This is a genomic window from Streptomyces sp. CNH287 (assembly GCF_000424825.1).
The window spans coordinates 210064-227854 of record NZ_AUKQ01000003.1 but is presented as its reverse complement, the minus strand read 5'-3'; the positions used below and the strand labels follow the sequence as shown (position 1 = coordinate 227854).

Genomic DNA, 17791 nt, shown 5'->3' with positions numbered 1-17791 from the left:
ACCGAACAGAATCAGTAACGTTGCGTATTAAAGTGATGGCGGCACGTAACACTACTTTACGTGGACGTCCGAATACCCTCCGCCTCCCCCACCAGCGCCGTTCCGTGCGCGCCCGCCAGTGGGCATTGCTACACGGTGCGCCTGTACCGATACGGGGCGTCCCGCACGGTCTCGAACACGGCTGGAAACCGCCGTTCGACACCTTGGTTCAGACCTTCCGCGCCTCGCTGATCCGGCGGCACATGAGCGTCGTCAGCTCGTACGCCGTGTGCGAGGCGGCCACCGAGGTCATCTCCGCGTGGTCGTACGCGGGCGCGACCTCGACCAGATCCGCGGAGACCAGCTCGCAGCCCGCCAGCCCCCGCAGGATCTCCAGCAGCTCGCGGGAGGTGAGGCCGCCCGCCTCCGGCGTGCCGGTGCCGGGCGCGTGCGCCGGGTCCAGCACGTCGATGTCGACCGAGACGTAGAGCGGCCGGTCGCCTATCCGCTCGCGCAGCTGCTGCGCGACCTCGTCCACGCCGCGCCGCATCACGTCGGCGGAGGTGACGATGCCGAAGCCCATCTTCTCGTCGTCGGTCAGGTCCTGCTTGCCGTAGAGCGGGCCTCGGGTGCCCACGTGCGAGAGCGCGGAGGTGTCGAGCAGCCCCTCCTCCACCGCGCGGCGGAAGGGGGTGCCGTGCGTGTAGGCGGCGCCGAAGTAGGTGTCCCAGGTGTCCAGGTGGGCGTCGAAGTGGAGCAGCGCCACCGGGCCGTGCTTGCGGGCGACCGCGCGCAGCAGGGGCAGCGCGATGGTGTGGTCGCCGCCCAGCGTCATCAGCCGGGCGCCCGAGTCGAGGAGGCCGTCCGCCGCCGTCTGCACGCTCTCCACGGCCTCGCCGATGTCGAACGGGTTCGCCGCGATGTCCCCCGCGTCGGCGACCTGGGCGAGCGCGAAGGGCGAGGCGTCCTGCGCGGGGTTGTACGGGCGCAGCAGGCGGGAAGCCTCACGCACCGCGTTGCCGCCGAAGCGCGCCCCCGGCCGGTAGGAGACGCCGCTGTCGAAGGGGACCCCGACCACCGCGACGTCGGCGGTGCCGCCGACCTCGTCCAGCCGGGGCAGCCGGGCGAAGGTCGCCGGACCGGCGTAGCGGGGGACGCGGGAGGAGTCGACGGGGCCGCGGGGGGCGGAGTGCTGCTGCGGGGAGATGCTCATGCGCGTGAGCCTAACCAGCGGACCACCGCGCTCCACATGGACGGATGCGATGGCACTGCTCACCCTTTTGCGCCGGACCGTCCATCGCTCTGGAGTACGGGTCACAATGGCGCCATGCCTCTGCCTCTGCCGCTGCCCGCCGCACCCTCCCGAACCGAGCTGCTCGACCACCTGGTCCGTACGCGCATCGCCGGAGATGTCGCCACGCCCCGCGAGAACAACCTGTCGCACTACCGCAAGCTGGCCAACGGCGACCGGCACTACTGGCTCGGCCTGGAGCTGGGCGACCGCTGGTCGGACGAGCAGGACGTGCTGGCCGTGATGGCCGAGCGCTGCGGCGTCAGCGACGACCCCGACCACCGGCACGGGCAGGACACCATCGACCCCGAGCTGACCCTCTCCGCGCTCGACCGGGCCGCCGCGCAGCTGCGCAAGGCCGCCGAGGACCGCCGGAGGGTGCTCTTCGCGACCGGGCACCCCGGCGCCCTCCTGGACATGCACGGCACCCTCGCGGCGGCGCTGCGCGGAGCGGGCTGCGACATCGTGCGCGTCCCGCTGGGGATCTACGCGGACGAGGGCGTGGCCGTGCAGTTCGGCGGCGTCGCGGCGTACGAGCGGGGCGCGTCGCTGTGGCACACGCACTCGCCGGAGCCGATGCGCCAGATACTCGACACGCTCGCCCGGAACGAGGAGGCCGCGCCCGACCTGGTGGTCGCGGACCACGGCTGGGCGGGCTGCGCGGCGCAGCACGGCATAGAGGCGGTCGGTTTCGCGGACTGCAACGACCCGGCTCTCTTCCTCGGGGAGGCCGAGGGCACGCTCTCCGTCGCCGTGCCGCTGGACGACCATGTGGTCGACCCGCGCTTCTACGAGCCGATGACGGCCTACCTGCTGGAGGCGGCGCAGCTGTCCGTGGACTGACTGACGCGTGGCTGAACGTTCGTTCCCCTGCCGCGTCAGGCAGCGGGAAAACGCGTTGCGGACGCCGCACGACCGCTCGTAGGGTCGCGCCCATGTCCGCTTTCCAGGCGATCACCGACGGCACGCGCGCCGACGCGCGGTGCGCCGGTCGGTGTCCCGATCTGACCTGCCGCCCGCGCGGCCGGCGCCAGGCCCTGGTCCGCCAGGACGCCTCCGGCGTCTGAGTCCGCCGCGCTCACCCGCACGCCGCCTGCCGCGCCCGCGGTGCCGCACGCGCCGTGCCCGCGCGTATGCCCCGCGCAGCCGCCGCAGCCGGTCGCACAGGTGAACGCGCCCGCCTGGCAATGCGCACTCCCCGCCGTACGTCCCACGTCGCACGCCTTATGCGTCCGCGACGCGTCCTCGCGCCTGTCCAGGGCCTCCGGTGTCCCCATCGAACCGGACAGGCCCGCCCCGGCCATGCCCGCGCGCCTGTCCTCCACCCGAGGACCGCACCATGCCGCGCCGTCGTCAGACGCTTTCCCAGAACTTCCTGCGCCATCCCGCCACCATCGAGCGCGTCGTGCGCTCCGCCCGCCTGAGCGCCGACAGCCTCGTGCTGGAGCCGGGCGCGGGCGAGGGGGCGCTCACCCGGACGCTGGCCCGCGCCGCCGGCCGGGTCGTCGCCTACGAGATCGACCCCCGGCTCGCCGCCGGGCTGCGCGCACGCCTTCGCGCCGAGCCGCGCGTCCGCCTGGTGCGGGGCGACTTCACGCGGGCACGACCGCCCGCCGAACCGTTCGCGGTGGTCGGCAACATCCCCTTCTCGCGCACCGCCGACATCGTCCGCTGGTGCGTGGCCGCCCCCCGGCTGACCTCGGCCACGCTGCTGACCCAGCTGGAGTACGCGCGCAAGCACACCGGCGGCTACGGGCGCTGGAGCCTGCTGACCGTGCGGACCTGGCCGGAGCACGAGTGGCGGCTGCTCACCCGGATCGGCCGGGAGCGCTTCACCCCCGTGCCGCGCACCGACGCGGCGCTGCTGCGCCTCGTACGCCGCCCGCAGCCGCTGCTGCCGCCCGCGGCGCTGCCCGGCTACCGGGAGTTCGTCGAGTACGGCTTCACGGGCGTGGGCGGCTCGCTGGCCGCCAGCCTGACCCGGCGCTACCGGACGCGCAGGGTACGGGCGGCCTTCGGCGCCCTGCGGCTGGACGAGTCGCTGCCCGTGGGGCTGGTCACCCCGGACCAGTGGGTGCGGCTCTACCGCGACCTGGGATAGCGCCGGGGCGCGGGCGGCGGACCGCCCGCGCCTCAGTGCGGCACCCGGACGACGCCCTCCTGGATCACCGAGACCGCCAGGCGGCCATCGCGGGTGAAGATCCGGCCCTTGCCGAGGCCCCTGCCGCCCTGCGCGGTGGGGGACTCCTGGTCGTACAGCAGCCACTCATCAGCACGGAACGGGCGGTGGAACCACATCGCGTGATCCAGGCTGGCGCCCACCACGTCGCCGACCGCCCAGCCGCCGCGGCCGTGCGCGAGCAGCACGGAGTCCAGCAGCGTCATGTCCGAGACGTAGGTCGCCAGGCAGATGTGCAGCGTGGGGTCGTCCCGTACGCCGTCCAGCTTGCCGTTCGTCCGGAACCACACCTGCGAGCGCGGCTCGCGCGGCTGCCCCGCGCTGACGAACGGCGGCGCCTCCACGTAGCGCAGATCGACCGCCTCCCGGGCCTTCAGCAGCCGCCTGGCGACCTCCGGGTCGCGGAAGAGGTGCGCGTGGCGCGGCAGCAGCTCCTCGGCCGGGGGCAGCGTCTCGGGGTCGGGCGCGGCGGGCATCGGCTCCTGGTGCTCGAGCCCGTCCTCGTACGCCTGGCAGGAGGCGGAGAGGTGGAAGATCGGCTGCCCGTGCTGCACCGCGACCACGCGGCGGGTGGTGAAGGAGCGCCCGTCCCGGATGCGGTCGACCGTGTAGACGATGGGCGCCCCCGGATCGCCCGCACGCAGGAAGTACGCGTGCAGGGAGTGCGGCAGGCGGCCCGCGGGGACGGTGCGGCAGGCGGCCACCAGCGCCTGCGCGGCGACCTGGCCGCCGAAGACGCGGGGGACGACGGAGGGCACGCTGTCGCCCCGGAAGATGTCCTCCTCCACCCGCTCCAGGTCGAGCAGGTCGAGCAGGCTCGCGAGCGCGTTCACAGGCCCATCGACTTGGCGATGATCGACCGCATGACCTCGCTGGTGCCGCCGTAGATCCGGGTGACACGGGTGTCGGCGTAGAGCCGGGCGATCGGGTACTCCGTCATGTAGCCGTAGCCCCCGTGCAGCTGGAGGCACTTGTCGATCACGCGGGCGGCGGTCTCGGTGGTGAACAGCTTGGCGGAGGCGGCGTCGGCGGCGGTCAGCTCGCCCGCGTCGTGCGCCTCCAGCGCGCGGTCGCAGACGGCCTGCATGGCGTCCACGTCGGCGCGGCAGTCGGCGAGCACGAACTTGGTGTTCTGGAAGGAGGCCACCTCCTTGCCGAAGACCGTGCGCTCCTTGACGTAGTCGTAGGCGAACCGCACGGCCGCCTCGGCCTGGGAACAGGCGCCCAGCGCGATGCCCAGCCGCTCCTGCGGCAGGTTGTGCGCGAGGTAGCCGAAGGCCGCGCCCTCCTCGCCCAGCAGGTCCTCGACGGGAACGAGCACGTCGTCGAACGACAGCTCCGCGGTGTCGGAGGACTTCAGGCCGAGCTTGTCGAGCGTGCGGCCGACCGCGTAGCCCTCGGAGGCGGTGTCCACGACCAGGATGGAGATGCCGCCGCGCCGGTCGGCCGGATCGGGGGCGGAGGTACGGCAGCAGACCAGCACGCGGTCGGCCTGGACGCCGCCGGTGATGAAGGTCTTGGAGCCGTTGAGGACGTAGTGCCGGCCGTCGGCGGAGAGCTTCGCGGTCGTCTGCATCCCGGCCAGGTCGGAGCCGGCGCCCGGCTCGGTCATGGCGATGGCGGTCATCAGCTCGCCGGAGACGAAGCCCGGCAGCCAGCGGCGCTTCTGCGCCTCGTCGGCGTACTTCAGGAGGTAGGGCAGGCACAGCGCCGTGTGCACGCTGGAGCCGCCGAAGCTGACCCCGGCCCGCGCGCACTCCTCGTTGATCACGGCGTTGAACTTGAAGCTCGTCTCGCCCGCGCCGCCGTACTCCTCCGGCACCTCGATGCCGAAGACGCCCAGCTCGCCGAGCTTCCGGTACAGCTCGCGCGGCACGAAGCCCTGCGCCGCCCAGCCCGGGTAGAAGGGCACGACCTCGGCGGCGATGAAATCCCGCAGGGTGCGGCGGAACGCCTCGTGGTCCTCGTTGAACACCGTACGTCGCACAGCGCACCTCCTCCGCGGCCGAACTGCGGCCCGCCTTCTCACCAGCGGGTGGATCGCGGCTGGTGAACTGCTCCGGGACAGAACCTAAGCGCTTGCTCAGGAATGCCTCGAAGTTACCGGACGGGAGCCGGGACTGTCCATGGCGGACGAAGGCGCGCGGAGGGGGCGGCGACGCTGCGGGCGCACCGGCCGCGCCGCCGCACCGGCCGCACGGCTCAGCCGCCGGTGCCCGGGGTCTCCCCCACCGCCGCGAACGCGCCCCGCGCGAGCCGGTGCAGCAGCGCGGCCGTGGTGGCGCGGTCGGGGCGCGCGGCCGGGCCGCCGAGCCGGGGCGTGGAGTTGAGCAGGCCGAACACCGTGTGCACGGAGACCCGGGCCTCCAGTTCGGTCAGCCCCGGATAGAGGGCGCGCACGGCGGAGACCCACATCTCGACGTACTGCCGCTGGAGCTTCCGCACCTGCCTGCGGTCGGCCTCCCGCAGCCGGTCCAGCTCGCGGTCGTGCAGGGTGATCAGCGGCCGGTCGTCCAGCGCGAAGTCGATGTGGCCCGCGATCAGGGCGTCGAGCGTCGCCTCCGGGGCGAGCCCGGCCGCCGCCGTCTGCTCCGTGCACCTGCGACCGCCCTCGTGCAGCCGCTCGCTGATGCCGACCAGCAGCTCGGCGAGCATGGCGTCCTTGCCCGCGAAGTGCCGGTAGAGGCCTGGCCCGCTGATCCCGACGGCCGCGCCTATCTCGTCCACGCCGACGCCGTGGAAGCCGCGCTCGGCGAAGAGGCGCGCGGCCTCGCGCAGGATCTGCTCACGACGGGTGGGGAGGACTGTCTCCGTGCTCATGCCGCACATTCTAGACAGCCGGGTTAATGCTCGTTAACCTTGAGGACGGACGTTAACGGAGATTAACCGCTGCTTCGGCGCGGAGCGCCCGCACGGCCCGAGCGCGGCGGCGCCGCGCGCACCGCAGGCAGTACGTACAGAGCATGGCACCAAGCACGCACCAGGCACGCACAGAGCAAGGGGGCTCCGCGGCATGGAGGAGGCAACGACGCTGGTCAGCAGCGTCGACCCGGCATCCGATTCCGCCCTGGCGAACGCCGCAGCGCATCGCGAGCTGGCGGCGCGGCTGCGGGAGAAGCTGGCCGCCGCGCGGCTCGGCGGCGGCGAGCGGGCCCGCGCCCGGCACACCGCGCGGGGCAAGCTGCTCCCGCGCGACCGGGTGGACGCCCTGCTGGACCCGGGGTCCCCGTTCCTGGAGTTGGCCCCGCTGGCCGCCGGCGGGATGTACGGGGACGCGGCACCGGCGGCCGGGGTGATCGCCGGCATCGGCCGGGTGTCCGGCCGCGAGGTGGTCGTCGTGGCCAACGACGCCACGGTCAAGGGCGGCACGTACTACCCGATGACGGTCAAGAAGCACCTGCGCGCCCAGGAGATCGCGCTGGAGAACCGCCTGCCGTGCGTGTATCTCGTCGACTCCGGCGGCGCGTTCCTGCCGATGCAGGACGAGGTCTTCCCCGACCGCGACCACTTCGGCAGGATCTTCTACAACCAGGCGCGGATGTCCGGTGCGGGCATCCCGCAGATCGCCGCGGTGCTCGGCTCCTGCACGGCGGGCGGCGCGTACGTACCGGCGATGAGCGACGAAGCGGTGATCGTGCGCGGCCAGGGCACCATCTTCCTCGGCGGCCCGCCGCTGGTGAAGGCCGCGACCGGCGAGGTCGTCACGGCGGAGGAGCTGGGCGGCGGCGAGGTGCACTCCCGGGTCTCCGGGGTGACCGACCACCTGGCCGAGGACGACCCGCACGCCCTGCGCATCGTCCGGCACATCGTGGGCACGCTGCCCGAGCGCGCCCCGCTGCCGTGGCCGGTGCGGCCCGCTGTCGAGCCCGCGGCCGATCCGGCCGAGCTGTACGCCGCGGTCCCCGCCGACTCCCGCACGCCGTACGACGTGCGGGAGGTGATCGCCCGCCTGGTGGACGGCTCGCGTTTCCAGGAGTTCAAGGCGGAGTACGGCACGACGCTGGTCACCGGCTTCGCGCGCGTCCAGGGCCACCCGGTCGGCATCGTCGCGAACAACGGCATTCTCTTCGCCGAATCGGCCCAGAAGGGCGCGCACTTCATCGAGCTGTGCGACCAGCGCGGCATCCCCCTCCTCTTCCTCCAGAACATCTCGGGCTTCATGGTCGGCCGGGCCTACGAATCGGGCGGGATCGCGAAGCACGGCGCCAAGATGGTCACGGCCGTCGCCTGCACCAGGGTCCCCAAGCTGACGGTGGTGATAGGCGGCTCGTACGGCGCGGGGAACTACTCGATGTGCGGCCGGGCCTACGGGCCGCGCTTCCTGTGGATGTGGCCGAACGCCAAGATCTCGGTGATGGGCGGCGAGCAGGCCGCCTCGGTCCTCGCCACCGTCAAGCGGGACCAACTGGAGGCGCGCGGCGAGGAGTGGAGCCAGGAGGACGAGGACGCCTTCCGGGAGCCCGTGCGCGCGCAGTACGAGCAGCAGGGGGACGCGTACTACGCCAGTGCCCGCCTGTGGGACGACGGCGTGATCGACCCGCTGGAGACGCGGACGGTGCTCGGTCTCGCGCTCACGGCCTGCGCCAACGCGCCGCTGCCGCAGCGGGACCCGAGCGTGCCGCACTACGGCGTCTTCCGGATGTGAGGGGGGCATGACGATGTTCGACACGGTGCTGGTGGCCAATCGCGGCGAGATCGCGGTGCGGGTGATCCGGACCTTGCGGGAGGCCGGCGTCCGCTCCGTCGCGGTGTACAGCGACGCGGACGCGGACGCCAGGCACGTCCGGGAGGCCGACACGGCCGTCCGGATCGGCCCCACCCCCGCAGCCGAGAGCTACCTCCGCGTGGAGCGCCTGCTGGACGCCGCCGCCCGTACGGGCGCGCAGGCCGTCCACCCGGGTTACGGCTTCCTCGCGGAGAACGCCGCTTTCGCGCGCGCCTGCGAGCGGGCCGGGCTGGTGTTCATCGGTCCGCCGGCCGACGCGATCGAGCTGATGGGTGACAAGATCCGCGCCAAGGAGCGGGTGCGGTCGGCCGGGGTACCGGTGGTGCCGGGCTCCTCAGGCAGCGGCCTGACGGACGCCGAACTGGTCGCCGCCGCGCGGGAGATCGGCATGCCGGTGCTGCTGAAGCCCTCGGCGGGCGGCGGCGGCAAGGGCATGCGCCTGGTGCGCGACGAGGCCCTGCTGGCCGACGAGATCGCCGGTGCCCGGCGCGAGGCGCGCGGCTCGTTCGGGGACGACACGCTGCTGGTGGAGCGCTGGATCGACCGCCCCCGCCACATCGAGATCCAGATCCTGGCGGACGGCGACGGCCAGGTGATCCACCTCGGCGAGCGCGAGTGCTCGCTCCAGCGCCGCCACCAGAAGATCATCGAGGAGGCGCCCAGCCCGCTGCTGGACGAGGCGACCCGGGCGGCCATGGGCGCGGCGGCGGTGGACGCCGCCAAGTCCTGCGGCTACCGCGGGGCGGGCACGGTGGAGTTCATCGTGCCCGGCGGCGGCCTCGCGCCCGGCGAGGGCCCGGCCGCGTACTACTTCATGGAGATGAACACCCGGCTCCAGGTCGAGCACCCGGTGACGGAGATGGTCACCGGCCTGGACCTGGTCGAGTGGCAGCTGCGCATCGCGGCGGGCGAGCCGCTGCCGTTCGCCCAGCGCGACATCCGGCTGACGGGCCACGCGGTCGAGGCCCGGATCTGCGCCGAGAGCGCCCGAGTGGCGGGCGACCGCGTGGATTTCCTGCCGTCGGCGGGCAGCGTGCGGCTGCTCGGCGAGCCGCGCGGCCCCGGGGTGCGTACGGACTCCGGGCTGGTGGCGGGCATGGAGGTCGGCACGGCGTACGACCCGATGCTCGCCAAGGTCATCGCGCACGGGCCGGACCGGCGGTCCGCGCTGCACCGGCTGCGCACCGCGCTGGCGGGCACCGCCGTGCTGGGCGTCGAGACGAACACCGCGTTCCTGCACCGGCTGCTCGCCCATCCCGCCGTGGTGGCGGGCGACTTGGACACCGGCCTGGTGGACCGTGACGCGCACACGCTGGTCCAGGAGGGCGTGCCGGACGAGGTGTACGCGGCGGCGGCCCTGCTGCGGCAGGCCGCCCTGGCGCCGCGCGGCGGGAGCGACGCGGGCGGCACGGAGGGCACCGGCGGCACGGAGAGCACCGGAGGGTCCGGCGAGCCCAGCGGGTGGACGGACCCCTTCTCGGTGCCGAGCGGCTGGCGGCTGGGCGGTACGGCGGCCTGGACGGTGCACCATCTGCGGGCCCCGGGCCGCGAGCCGGTGGCCGTGCGGGTGCGCGGCTTCGCGGACGCGGCGGAGGTCCGGGTCGGCGCGGACGGCGAGCCCGGTGCCGCCCGGCTGACCCGGGACGGCGCGGCGGACGCCCTGCGGCTGGAATGGCGCGGGGTCAGCCACCACTTCCGGCACGTCAGCGCTGTGGGCAGCTGCTGGCTCGGCCGCTCCGCCGACAGCTGGCAACTTCTCGACCACGACCCGGTGGAGGCCGCCCTGCGGGGCGCGGCCGGAGCACACGGCGGGGACGCGCTCACCGCGCCCATGCCGGGCACGGTGACGGTGGTCAAGGCCGCCGTCGGCGATACCGTCACGGCCGGGCAGAGCCTGCTGGTGGTCGAGGCGATGAAGATGGAGCACGTCATCGTCGCGCCGTACGACGGGCGGGTGGCCGAGCTGGACGTGCGGGCGGGCAGCACCGTCGCGATGGACCAGGTGCTCGCCGTGGTGGAGCCGGACGCCGCGGAGCCGGACGCCGCAGCACCGGGCGGCACGGAACCGGGCTCCGCCGGTGCGCGGGAGGAGGGTGTCCGATGACCGCCGGCCCGCCCCAGAGCCTCCCGATCCCCGACGGCTTGCCCATGACCGCGCCGGTGGAGACCCTGCCGCCCGTGGTCCGCATCCACGAGGTGGGTGCCCGGGACGGCCTGCAGAACGAACAGGCCGTCGTCCCGGTCGAGGTGAAGGCCGAGTTCATCCACCGGCTCGCCGCCGCCGGGCTGCGCACGATCGAGGCGACCAGCTTCGTGCACCCCCGGTGGGTGCCGCAGCTGGCCGACGCCGAGGACCTCTACCCGCGCCTCGCGGACCTGGGCGGCGTCCGCCTCCCCGTGCTCGTGCCCAACGCGCGGGGGCTGGACCGCGCGCTGGCCCTCGGCGCGCGCGAGGTGGCGGTCTTCGCCAGCGCCACGGAGTCCTTCGCCAAGGCCAACCTCAACCGCACCGTCGAGGAGTCGCTGGCCGTCTTCGAACCGGTCGTCGCCCGCGCCAAGGACAGCGGCGCCACGGTGCGCGGCTATCTCTCCATGTGCTTCGGTGACCCGTGGGAGGGCCCGGTGGACCCGGGCCAGGTCCTCCGGGTGTGCCGCCGCCTGCTGGACTACGGCTGCGACGAGCTGAGCCTCGGGGACACCATCGGCGTCGCCACCCCGGGCCACGTCGCGGCCCTGCTCGGCGGCCTGGCGGAGGCGGGCATCCCGCCCGCCCTCCTCGCCGTCCACTTCCACGACACCTACGGCCAGGCCCTGGCCAACACCCTCGCCGCGCTCCAGCACGGAGTCAGCACGGTGGACGCCTCGGCGGGCGGCCTGGGCGGCTGCCCCTTCGCCAGGAGCGCCACCGGCAACCTCGCCACCGAAGATCTCGTGTGGATGCTGCACGGCCTCGGCATCGAAACCGGCGTCGACCTCGGCCGCCTCACCGCCACCAGCGTGTGGATGGCCGACCGGCTGGGCCGCCCCAGCCCGTCCCGTACCGTCCGCGCCCTCTCCCACAAGGAGTGACCCCATGTCCCTGGACCACCGCCTGACCTCCGAGCACGAGGAACTGCGCCGCACGGTGGAGGCGTTCGCCCACGACGTCATCGCCCCCAAGATCGGCGACTTCTACGAGAACCACGAATTCCCGTACGAGATCATCCGGCAGATGGGCGAGATGGGCCTGTTCGGCCTGCCCTTCCCGGAGGAGTACGGCGGCATGGGCGGGGACTACCTCGCGCTCGGCCTCGTCCTGGAGGAGCTGGCGCGCGTCGACTCCTCGGTGGCGATCACCCTGGAGGCCGGAGTCTCCCTCGGCGCGATGCCGATCTACCGCTTCGGCACCGAGGAGCAGCGGCGCGAGTGGCTGCCCCGGATGTGCTCCGGGGAGCTGCTGGGCGCCTTCGGGCTGACCGAGCCGGGCTGCGGCTCGGACGCCGGCGGCACCCGTACGACCGCCGTGCGGGACGAGGGCACGGGCGAGTGGGTGATCAACGGCACCAAGTGCTTCATCACCAACTCGGGCACCGACATCACCGGGCTGGTCACGGTCACGGCCGTCACCGGCCGCAAGGAGGACGGCTCGCCGCTCATCTCCAGCATCATCGTGCCGTCCGGCACCCGCGGATTCACCGTCGCGGCCCCTTACTCCAAGGTCGGCTGGAACGCCTCGGACACCCGCGAACTGTCCTTCGCGGACGTGCGCGTGCCCGCGGCGAACCTCCTGGGCGAGGAGGGCCGCGGGTACGCCCAGTTCCTGCGCATCCTGGACGAGGGCCGGATCGCCATCTCGGCGCTCGCCACCGGCCTGGCCCAGGGCTGCGTCGACGAGTCGGTGGCGTACGCGAAGACCCGGACGGCCTTCGGGAAGCCCATCGGCGCCAACCAGGCGATCCAGTTCAAGCTGGCCGACATGGAGATGCGCGCCCACACGGCGCGGGTCACCTGGCGGGACGCCGCCTCGCGGCTGCTGGCGGGCGAGCCGTTCAAGAAGGCGGCGGCGCTGGCCAAGCTGTACTCCTCCGAGATCGCGGTGACCAACGCCCGCGAGGCCACCCAGATCCACGGCGGCTACGGCTTCATGAACGAGTACCCGGTGGCGCGGATGTGGCGGGACTCCAAGATCCTCGAGATCGGTGAGGGTACCAGCGAGGTCCAGCGCATGCTCATCGCGCGAGAGCTGGGCGTGGGCTGAGCACGCGCGCTCCGGCTGCGGCGCGGGCACTGAGACAATCTGCCCATGGCGGAAATCATCCAGCGTGCGGGGACCTGGACCTTCGACGGCGACACCGTGCGGATCGTGCCCGGCAGCGGCAAGAGCGTGCCCGCCCTGCGCAGGAGCCTGGGCGAGGTGTCCGTGCCGCTGGCGGCCGTCGCGGGCGTCGCCTTCGAGGCGGGCCGCAGGGGCGGGCGGCTGCGGCTCCGGCTGCGTGAGGGGGCCGATCCGCTCTCCCAGGTGGCGCGCGGCCGGCTCCCCGACCCCTCGGACCCGTACCAGCTCGCGGTCGAGCCGGACCGCTCCGGGGTCGCCGAGTACTTCGTGGACGAGGTGCGTCAGGCGCTGCTGCTGGACCAGGTCCCGGACGGCCCGTGCGACCGGTACCTGCTGCCGGGTCCGGCCGTGCCGCTGACCGGCGCGGGCACCGACGGCACCGCCACGTTCGACGGCGAGCGGGTCCAGGTCGAGTGGAACTGGATAACAGAGGAGAGCAAGTCCTCCGGCGGCCCCCGCAGCTTCCCGCTGCACGACCTCACAGGGGTGGAGTGGACCCCTGCCGTCGGCTGGGAGAGCGGCAGCCTCCGCTTCCGCCCGAAGGGGGCACACGCCACCCTCAAGCCGCAGTACGACCCCAACTGCCTCACCCTGTGGGGCATCCGCCAGGCGCGCGAGACGGGCGGCGCGGTGCTGCTGGCCGCCGCGGTCACGGCCCGGCTGCCGCACCCTTCGGGCAGCGAGCCGTTCCCGGCGTCCGCCGGGGCCGCGCCGGCGCCTGTCGAGACCCCCGCGCCCGTGGCGCTGGCCAAGGGTGGCGGAGCGGACGCCGTCGATCATGACGGACTGCTGCGGCGGCTGCGGGAACTGGGGGAGCTGCACCGCGCGGGAGTGCTCACGGACGCCGAGTTCGCCGCGGCCAAGAAGGCGATACTGGACCGCTTCTGACGGCGTGCCCCGCCTTCTGCCCCCGCCGCCTGCACCCGGAGCCTGCCCCCGCCCCGCGGTGGCTCAGCCGTTCCAGGGCACCTCCGGTGAACGCCAGTAGTCGATCCCCAGCCGCTCCCACCTCGGCCCGTGTTCCGCGAGCCGTGTGCGGTAGTCACCCCAGTCGTGCGTCGACGCGGGCGACCAGCCGAGTTCCGCGATCCCCGGCAGCCGCGGGAAGGCCATGAACTCCAGCTCGTCGTCCGTCTGGAGCGTCTCGGTCCACAGCGGCGCCTCGACGCCGAGCACGGCCTCGCCCGGCACCCCCTCGATGTACGCGCCCGGGTCCCAGTCGTAGGACTGCTTCGCCTCGACGTAGCCCGCCCAGGACAGCCCCAGCGGCGTGTCCTTGTCGTACTTCATGTCCAGGTAGGCGCGGTTGGCCGGGGACATGATCAGCCGGGTGCCGTTCCGGGCCGCCTCGGCCACCTGGGGCGCGTGCGGACTCCGCCCCCAGAACTGCGCGACGGCGCCCTCGGCCGGCCGCGCGTCCACCAGCTGGTGCCAGCCGACGACGGTCTTGCCGTACGTGGCGACGCTCTCCTGCGCCCGGACCATGAAGCGTTCGAAGTCCTCCGGGCTGGTCGAGTGCGCCTCGTCGCCGCCGATGTGCAGATAGGGGCCGGGCGTCATGGCGGCGATCTCCCGGACCACGTCGTCCACGAAGTCGTAGGTGCGCTCCAGCGGCACGCACAGCGAGCTGAAGCCCACCTCGACACCGGTGTACAGCGGCGGCGCCACCCCGTCGCAGTTGAGTTCGGCGTACGAGGCGAGGGCAGCGTTGGTGTGCCCCGGCATGTCGATCTCCGGTACGACGGTCAGGTGCCGCTCGGCGGCGTAGCGCACGATCTCCCGGTAGTCCGCCTTGGTGTAGTGGCCGCCCTCGCCGCCACCGACCTCCGTGCTGCCGCCGTACTCGGCCAGCCGGGGCCAGGAGTCGATGGCGATCCGCCAGCCCTGGTCGTCCGAGAGGTGCAGGTGCAGTTTGTTGATCTTGTACATGGCGAGCAGGTCGACGTAGTGCTTGACCTGCTCGACCGGGAGGAAGTGCCGGGCCATGTCGAGCATCCCGCCGCGGTACCCGTAGCGCGGCACGTCCGTGATCCGGCCGCCCGCCACCTGCCACGGGCCGGGCTGCTCGGTGCGCGCCTCCACGCGCGCGGGCAGCAGCTGCCGCAGCGTCTGCACGCCGTAGAAGAGTCCGGCCGGGGTGCGGGCGCTCAGCACGACGCCGCCGGGCGAGGCGTCCAGCCGGTACCCCTCCGCGCCCAGCCGCCGCGGCCCGCCGAGTGCGAGCCGGATGCCGCCGTCCGCCCGGCCCTTCCCACGCCCCGCTACGGTCACCGGCAGCGCGTATCCGGTGGCCGGGCGCAGCAGCCCGGCCAGCCGCTGCCCGAGCGCGCGCACCTCGGGGGAGCCCTCGGGCACCAGGACCCGGGCGTCCTCCCTCAGCACGTACGGGGCACCGCCCGGCCGTACGGAGGCGGGGGCCGGGATGACGTGGTCCAGCGGCCTCGGCTCCGCGGCGGAGGGCGTGGCGGAGGGCACGGCTCCGGCGCTCCCCACCGTGCCGGACGCCGCCGCCGGCACGGAGCCAGGGAGGGCGGTCACCAGCAGGGCGGCACAGCACAGCGCGGGCCAGAGGCGTCTCACGGGTGGTCCCTTCGGGCCCCGTCGCGGGGCGGCCGGATATGCACACAGGGCGATCGTTCGCTCACACACTCGTACCGCGGAGCCCGCTCACGGTCAAGGTGCAGACCAATGCACACCCTATTGGCTCCACTCCTGCCCGATATCGGGCAGGATTCTTGCGAACCCCCTCCCCCGCAGCCCAGTATCAACGGGTGCCCGAACGCCGGACGCCGGTGACCCCGGTCCACGACGACCTGATCGACCACCTGGTCCGCACCACCGCGCTGCCGCGAGGTGAGGCGGCCCGGGTCGTACTGGACGTGCTCGCCTACTTCGACGAGACGGCGGAGGAGTTCGTACGCCGCCGCCACCGCGAACTGCGCTCCCGGGGACTGGTGAACGTGGAGATCTTCGAACGGATCGCGGCCGAACTGCCCCACCGCGCCGTGGCACCGCCCGAACTCTCCCAGCGGCAGCTGCGCCGCATCGTCTACGGCTGAGCCCCGGCCGCACCCACCAACTGCCCACCGCCCCACTGCCCCAGGAGAAGCGCATGTGCGGAATCGTCGGATACATCGGCAAGCGGGACGTCGCCCCGCTGCTCCTGGAAGGACTCCAGCGCCTGGAGTACCGGGGGTACGACAGCGCGGGCATCGCGATCCAGAGCAAGACCTCGGGTCTGCGCACCGTCAAGGCCAAGGGCCGCGTACGGGAGCTGGAATCCCGCATCCCCAAGCGCTTCACCGGCACCTCCGGCATCGCCCACTCCCGCTGGGCCACCCACGGCGCGCCCAACGACGTCAACGCGCACCCCCACCTCGACCCCGCCGAGAAGGTGGCGGTCGTGCACAACGGCATCATCGACAACGCCGACGATCTGCGCGCCCGGCTCAACGCCGAGGGCGTCGCGCTCGTCTCCGACACCGACACCGAGGTGCTGGCCCATCTGATCGGCCGGGCCACCGAGGAGACGCTGGAGGCCCGGGTCCGCGACGCGCTCCGGCACATCGAGGGCACCTACGGAATCGCCGTGCTGCACGCCGACTTCCCCGACCGCATCGTCGTCGCCCGCAACGGCTCCCCCGTGGTGCTGGGCATCGGCGAGCACGAGATGTTCGTCGCCTCCGACGTCGCGGCGCTCGTCTCGCACACCCGCCAGGTCGTCACCCTCGACGACGGCGAGATGGCGACCATCAAGGCGGAGGACTACCGCACCTACACCACCGAGGGCTCCAGCACCTCGACCTCGCCGGAGACCGTGGAGTGGGCGGCCGAGTCGTACGACATGGGCGGCCACGAGACGTACATGCACAAGGAGATCGCCGAGCAGGCCGACGCGGTGGACCGGGTGCTGCGCGGGCGGATCGACGACCGTTTCGCGACCGTGCACCTGGGCGGGCTCAACCTGGACGCCCGCGAGGCGCGCGGCGTGCGCCGGGTGAAGATCCTGGGCTGCGGCTCCGCCTACCACGCGGGCATGATCGGCGCCCAGCTGATCGAGGAGCTGGCCCGGATTCCGGCCGACGCCGAGCCCGCCAGCGAGTTCCGCTACCGCAACGCCGTCGTCGACCCCGACACGCTCTACCTCGCCGTCAGCCAGTCCGGCGAGACCTACGACACGCTCGCCGCCGTGCAGGAGCTCAAGCGCAAAGGCGCCCGGGTGCTGGGGGTGGTGAACGTCGTCGGCTCCGCCATCGCGCGGGAGACCGACGGCGGCGTGTACGTGCACGCCGGGCCCGAGGTCTGCGTCGTCTCCACCAAGTGCTTCACCAACACCGCGGTCGCCTTCGCCCTGCTGGCCCTGCACCTGGGCCGCATCCGCGACCTGTCCGTCGCCGACGGCCGCCGCATCATCGAGGGGCTGCGCAAGCTGCCCGGCCAGATCGCCGAGATCCTCGCCGACGAGGCGGCGATCGAGAAGCTGGCCGCCGACTACGCACACGCCCGGAGCATGATGTTCGTCGGCCGCGTACGGGGCTATCCGGTGGCGCGGGAGGCCTCCCTGAAGCTCAAGGAGGTGTCCTACATCCACGCCGAGGCGTATCCGGCCTCCGAGCTGAAGCACGGGCCGCTGGCGCTGATCGAGCCCGCGGTGCCGACCGTGGCGATCCTCCCGGACGATGAACTGCTGGACAAGAACCGGGCCACGCTGGAGGAGATCAAGGCCCGCAGCGGCACCATCCTGGCCGTCGCGCACAGCGAGCAGGAGAAGGCCGACCACACCCTCGTGGTGCCCCGGAACGAGCCGGAACTCGACCCGATCCTGATGGGCATCCCGCTGCAACTGCTCGCCTACCACACGGCGCTGACCCTGGGCCGGGACATCGACAAGCCCCGCAACCTGGCCAAGTCCGTCACCGTCGAATAGCCCCCAAGGCGCACAGCTTCCGGAGCCGAACGGACCGGAGAGCGGCAGGTCGAAGAGGGGTAGGTCGAAGAGGGGCAGCAAACTCCCGCGCGGGCCACCAACCGCGCGGGAGTCCGCCTCCCTGGCCGGCGTTGCCCATAACGCCGGCGGTGTGCTGCCGCGTACGGGACCGTCACCTCCCGTCCGGCAGCGCGCTGCTTTCTGTATGCCCCTCACAAGCGCACAATGCACCTCCGCGAGGCGATGGATTGTGCCGGATTCACCGCGGGCGGCGGCGGAAGCGGGGGGCGGCGTACAGGAGTTCGCACCAGCGACCCCGATGCGGCCGCCCATGCGACCCGGTACGGCCCCGCGCGGCGGAGCGGCAGACGGCG

15 protein-coding genes are annotated in these 17791 nt (G+C 73.2%); 10 read left to right on the top strand and 5 right to left on the bottom strand.

Annotated elements, in window-relative coordinates; translation table 11 throughout:
* Positions 1-208: 208 nt before the first annotated feature.
* The gene (speB, locus tag H299_RS0100980; RefSeq protein WP_027746889.1) at positions 209-1192 is read right to left on the bottom strand and encodes an agmatinase; all 984 of its coding nucleotides are present in this window, start codon (positions 1190-1192) and stop codon (positions 209-211) included.
* Between the two features lie 114 nt (positions 1193-1306).
* Between speB and H299_RS0100975 the strand changes: the two genes are divergently transcribed.
* The 3 genes from H299_RS0100975 (at position 1307) to erm (ending at position 3371) form a co-directional block, all read left to right on the top strand.
* Positions 1307-2113 (top strand): phosphatase, encoded by an 807-nt coding sequence (locus tag H299_RS0100975; protein WP_199782374.1) that lies wholly within the window; start codon positions 1307-1309, stop codon positions 2111-2113.
* Between the two features lie 92 nt (positions 2114-2205).
* Positions 2206-2337 (top strand): hypothetical protein, encoded by a 132-nt coding sequence (locus tag H299_RS40090; protein ID WP_486587103.1) that lies wholly within the window; start codon positions 2206-2208, stop codon positions 2335-2337.
* 272 nt (positions 2338-2609) lie between these two features.
* Positions 2610-3371: an ErmE/ErmH/ErmO/ErmR family 23S rRNA (adenine(2058)-N(6))-methyltransferase gene (gene erm / locus H299_RS0100965; RefSeq protein ID WP_027746887.1), complete on the top strand. Its 762-nt coding sequence runs from the start codon at positions 2610-2612 to the stop codon at positions 3369-3371.
* A gap of 32 nt (positions 3372-3403) precedes the next feature.
* Here the strand turns inward: erm and tesB are convergent, their stop codons facing one another.
* The 3 genes from tesB to H299_RS0100950 all read right to left on the bottom strand — a co-directional run bounded on the left by tesB (position 3404) and on the right by H299_RS0100950 (position 6278).
* Entirely contained in the window at positions 3404-4282 is an 879-nt protein-coding gene (tesB, locus tag H299_RS0100960) for an acyl-CoA thioesterase II (RefSeq protein WP_027746886.1), read from the bottom strand.
* Positions 4279-5436: an acyl-CoA dehydrogenase family protein gene (locus tag H299_RS0100955; RefSeq protein WP_027746885.1), complete on the bottom strand. Its 1158-nt coding sequence runs from the start codon at positions 5434-5436 to the stop codon at positions 4279-4281. The genes tesB and H299_RS0100955 overlap by 4 nt, the downstream gene beginning before the upstream one ends.
* Positions 5437-5651: 215 nt before the next feature.
* Positions 5652-6278: an SACE_7040 family transcriptional regulator gene (locus tag H299_RS0100950; protein WP_106965687.1), complete on the bottom strand. Its 627-nt coding sequence runs from the start codon at positions 6276-6278 to the stop codon at positions 5652-5654.
* A 184-nt stretch (positions 6279-6462) separates the two neighbouring features.
* Between H299_RS0100950 and H299_RS0100945 the strand changes: the two genes are divergently transcribed.
* The 5 genes from H299_RS0100945 to H299_RS0100925 are packed head-to-tail and all read left to right on the top strand — an operon-like array spanning position 6463 to position 13378.
* Entirely contained in the window at positions 6463-8094 is a 1632-nt protein-coding gene (locus tag H299_RS0100945; RefSeq protein ID WP_027746883.1) for a carboxyl transferase domain-containing protein, read from the top strand.
* 13 nt (positions 8095-8107) lie between these two features.
* Positions 8108-10279 (top strand): ATP-binding protein, encoded by a 2172-nt coding sequence (locus H299_RS0100940; protein ID WP_027746882.1) that lies wholly within the window; start codon positions 8108-8110, stop codon positions 10277-10279.
* Positions 10276-11244: a hydroxymethylglutaryl-CoA lyase gene (locus H299_RS0100935; RefSeq protein ID WP_051261995.1), complete on the top strand. Its 969-nt coding sequence runs from the start codon at positions 10276-10278 to the stop codon at positions 11242-11244. The genes H299_RS0100940 and H299_RS0100935 overlap by 4 nt, the downstream gene beginning before the upstream one ends.
* 4 nt (positions 11245-11248) lie before the next feature.
* Positions 11249-12412: an acyl-CoA dehydrogenase family protein gene (locus H299_RS0100930; protein WP_027746880.1), complete on the top strand. Its 1164-nt coding sequence runs from the start codon at positions 11249-11251 to the stop codon at positions 12410-12412.
* A 45-nt stretch (positions 12413-12457) separates the two neighbouring features.
* Entirely contained in the window at positions 12458-13378 is a 921-nt protein-coding gene (locus H299_RS0100925; protein WP_027746879.1) for a DUF4429 domain-containing protein, read from the top strand.
* A gap of 63 nt (positions 13379-13441) precedes the next feature.
* Here the strand turns inward: H299_RS0100925 and H299_RS0100920 are convergent, their stop codons facing one another.
* A complete protein-coding gene (locus tag H299_RS0100920; protein ID WP_078512362.1) occupies positions 13442-15070 on the bottom strand; it encodes a beta-N-acetylhexosaminidase in 1629 nt (542 codons plus the stop codon).
* 191 nt (positions 15071-15261) lie between these two features.
* Here H299_RS0100920 and H299_RS0100915 point away from each other — a divergent pair, with 191 nt between their 5' ends.
* A complete protein-coding gene (locus H299_RS0100915; RefSeq protein ID WP_027746877.1) occupies positions 15262-15549 on the top strand; it encodes a hypothetical protein in 288 nt (95 codons plus the stop codon).
* 53 nt (positions 15550-15602) lie between these two features.
* Positions 15603-17417, top strand: coding sequence for a glutamine--fructose-6-phosphate transaminase (isomerizing) (gene glmS / locus H299_RS0100910; RefSeq protein WP_027746876.1), 1815 nt, complete (start codon positions 15603-15605; stop codon positions 17415-17417).
* Positions 17418-17791 lie beyond the last annotated feature (374 nt).